5 protein-coding genes are annotated in these 3,011 nt (G+C 42.6%); all 5 read left to right on the top strand.

What is annotated here, in order from left to right; genetic code table 11:
- Positions 1–627 (top strand): hypothetical protein (locus tag F7C14_RS09710; RefSeq protein ID WP_290902338.1); only part of this gene is annotated, 627 nt, incomplete at its 5' end.
- Positions 628–662: 35 nt separating this feature from the next.
- Positions 663–1,529: an MBL fold metallo-hydrolase gene (locus tag F7C14_RS09705; protein ID WP_290902336.1), complete on the top strand. Its 867-nt coding sequence runs from the start codon at positions 663–665 to the stop codon at positions 1,527–1,529.
- On the top strand, positions 1,526–2,071 hold the full coding sequence (locus F7C14_RS09700; protein ID WP_290902335.1) for an XTP/dITP diphosphatase: 546 nt from the start codon (positions 1,526–1,528) through the stop codon (positions 2,069–2,071). The genes F7C14_RS09705 and F7C14_RS09700 overlap by 4 nt, the downstream gene beginning before the upstream one ends.
- A gap of 25 nt (positions 2,072–2,096) precedes the next feature.
- Entirely contained in the window at positions 2,097–2,555 is a 459-nt protein-coding gene (locus tag F7C14_RS09695; protein WP_290902334.1) for a 30S ribosomal protein S15, read from the top strand.
- Between the two features lie 3 nt (positions 2,556–2,558).
- On the top strand, positions 2,559–2,990 hold the full coding sequence (locus tag F7C14_RS09690) for a DUF371 domain-containing protein (protein WP_290902332.1): 432 nt from the start codon (positions 2,559–2,561) through the stop codon (positions 2,988–2,990).
- Positions 2,991–3,011: the final 21 nt, after the last annotated feature.

Here is a 3,011-nt window from a genome sequence, read left to right as displayed (position 1 = left end):
AGGCATCTCTGGTCTTTTTTGACCTCATATTTGTTAATGATCTGCATATCGTTCACCATTATCTCCGTGGTGGAGTTTTTTGAACTGATGTCAGATATAGCTGGAGAAAAATTGAGCTTGGGCTTACCAAACATGTTTGTTTACGTTTCTGCAGTTCTCCCAATTTTGATTTTTGCTCACGTTTTTGCTGTAATTAAGGCTATAAAAATTATGGAATTTAATGTAGAGAATTTCGACTTAAATAAGGTTGGATTACTTATGATCTATGTGATTGCGTTCTGGCTTCTTGCAGCTGAATTGCCCGAGCATTTCCCTTTCGTTGAAATTATCGTGCTGCTGTCAGAACTTGTGTATGTTGCTTCCTTTCCAGTACTACTCTTACTTCTCTATTTCACGTTGAAGGAGAAAAGAATAGAGCATGCGATAGTGCAGTTGCCTTTAAATTCTGTCGATAAGCTTGTGGGGATTCCTTTAGCTTCTTCTATCTTTTCGCTGGCGGTCTTCATGGGTATCAACGGCTACATGGATGAATACAACTTGCTTGAGGCATTTTCCATAGCGGTTTTCATAATCTCGGGAGAGCTTTATCGGAGGAGCATATTTAAGATGAGGAGGCTCTTCAGTTGAGTAAATTTATTTATCTAAAGGAGCTTCGTAGAGCTATGAGGATTTCAGAGGTTGCAGATGGAGTATATGCAGTCGACACGGAAATAGGGGGAGAGAAAGGCATTGTTTTCTCCTACATCGTCGATAGGGGGGATGTGGCAGTAGTTGAAACGGGAGCGGAGAAGACTTCCGGAGTTTTCCCAGAAGTTTTCGAGGAGCTTGGAATAAAGCCGGAGAAAGTTAAATTTATTGCTGTCACTCACGTTCACCTCGATCATGGTGGGGCGGCTGGAAGTCTCGTGAGAATTTGCGAAAAAGCGAAAGTTATAGTGCATCCGCGAGGAGCGGAGCATTTGATAAATCCCGAAAGGCTTTGGAGAGCTTCGAAGAGAGTTTTAAACGAAATTGCGGAAATTTACGGAAAACCTTTACCGATTGAGGATAGCAGAATAGTCGTTTCGGAAGATAACTCGGAGTTTACCTTGGGAAATAGCAAAATAAAGGTCGTTCACACTCCGGGACACGCTCCACACCATCAGTCCTTCGTTTTAGATAAAATTCTCTTTCCCGGGGATTCTGCCGGAGTTTATAAAGATGGTCATGTCATTCCTACCACTCCTCCGGTTTTCAATTTCGAAAAAGCGGTGGAGTCAATAAGAAAAATGAGAAGGTTGAATGTGGAGAGGATAGCTTACACCCACTTCGGAATTGGGGAGAAAGAGATGCTCGATAGGATTGAAGAGAAGCTTTTTGAGTGGAAAGACTTGGCTCTTTCTTGCGAAAGCGTTGAAGGAATGCATGAGAAGCTGCTTGAAGTTGACGAAGATTACAGGTTTTTCTGGGAGTGGTTGAAAAAGTCGAAGTTTGCTGAAAGTTACTTCCATCTCGCTTTGAGAGGGTTTATGGAGGCTGTTGGGAGATGATGGTGAATTTCGTTACGACGAATGAGGGGAAGTACCAGGAGGTTAAGAGGATAGCGGAAGAGTATGGAGTAGATGTCTCTTGGCTGAACTACCGCTATGACGAGTTTCAGGGAGAAAACTTGGAAGAAGTTGCTTTAAAAAGCGCAAAACATTTGGCTAAGAAGGTCGAGCCAATGTTCGTAATAGAGGACAGTGGACTTTTCGTGGAGGCTTTAAAGGGATTTCCCGGAGTTTACTCTTCCTACGTTTTCAAAACGATAGGTAACGAGGGGATTTTAAAGCTGATGGAGGGTGTTGAGAACAGAAGAGCAAAATTCGTTGCTGTTGTGGTCTTTTACGACGGCTCCGAATTTCACGTCTTTAGAGGCGAGGTGGAGGGAAGAATAGCTGAGGAAATTAGGGGCACTCACGGGTTTGGCTTTGATCCAATTTTCGAATACCAAGGAAGGACTTTCGCAGAAATGGGAGAGGAAAAGAATAAAGTCAGTCACAGAAAAAGAGCTTTTCAAAGCTTTTTCGAGTGGCTCACAAAAAATTTTTAAATCTTCCTTCGAATCTGGTGATGCTATGGCACGAATGCATGCGAGGAGAAAGGGAAAATCAGGGTCCAAGAGAGTTTACAGAGAAGGTAAACCACCGTGGGTTGACATGAGTCCGGAAGAAGTGGAGAAGAAAGTCGTGGAGCTTTACAAGGAAGGATACGAGCCAAGTATGATCGGAATGATCCTCAGAGATAGGTACGGTATTCCGTCGGTTAGGCAGGTGACGGGAAAGAAGATCACGAAGATTCTGAAGGAGCACGGAATAGAGATTAAGATTCCCGAAGATCTCAAGGCTCTAATAAAGAAAGCCATCAATTTGAGGAAGCACTTGGAGGTTCACAAAAAGGACATCCACAACAGAAGAGGTTTGCAGCTGATCGAAGCGAAAATCTGGAGACTTAGCGAGTACTATAAAGAAAAAGGAGTCCTTCCAAAAGACTGGAAGTACGATCCACAGAGGCTTGAGATCGAGCTTTCAAAGTAGTGGATGCGAAAAGTTCTTGAAATTATTTCGGCTTACGGTCACGAGAACATCAAAGCTACCCATAAAACCACTTTTGAAATAACCAAAGAAAAGGATCTCACTCCAAGAGGGGATTGCATAATTGGTGTTAGGGCTGATAAATCCATTAGGGATATAAACGATGATCTGAAGAGGATTTTGAGAAGAGAGGTGAGGGTTGAAGTCGTTTTGAACCTTCCAGATTACGGTCTTGAAGAGAGGCTCTTCGGCTTTGGCTCGAAAAGGATGAGTTTTGAAGACGAAAATGATGTGGTCGTTAGAAAGAGCGATTTTGTTTGCGGAAGAACTTTGCTGATCAAATCCAACAAAGCAGCGAGAGACTTAAATCGGGAATTTGTGGAACTTTTAAGGGATAGGAAGACACTTATCGAAATGCTCGTAGTTGTGGAAAAGTGATAAATACCATAATTTTAGTTT

It is taken from the genome of Ferroglobus sp., from assembly GCF_015521575.1.
In the GTDB taxonomy this organism is placed as follows: domain Archaea; phylum Halobacteriota; class Archaeoglobi; order Archaeoglobales; family Archaeoglobaceae; genus Ferroglobus.
This window is presented reverse-complemented; position numbering and strand designations above follow the sequence as displayed.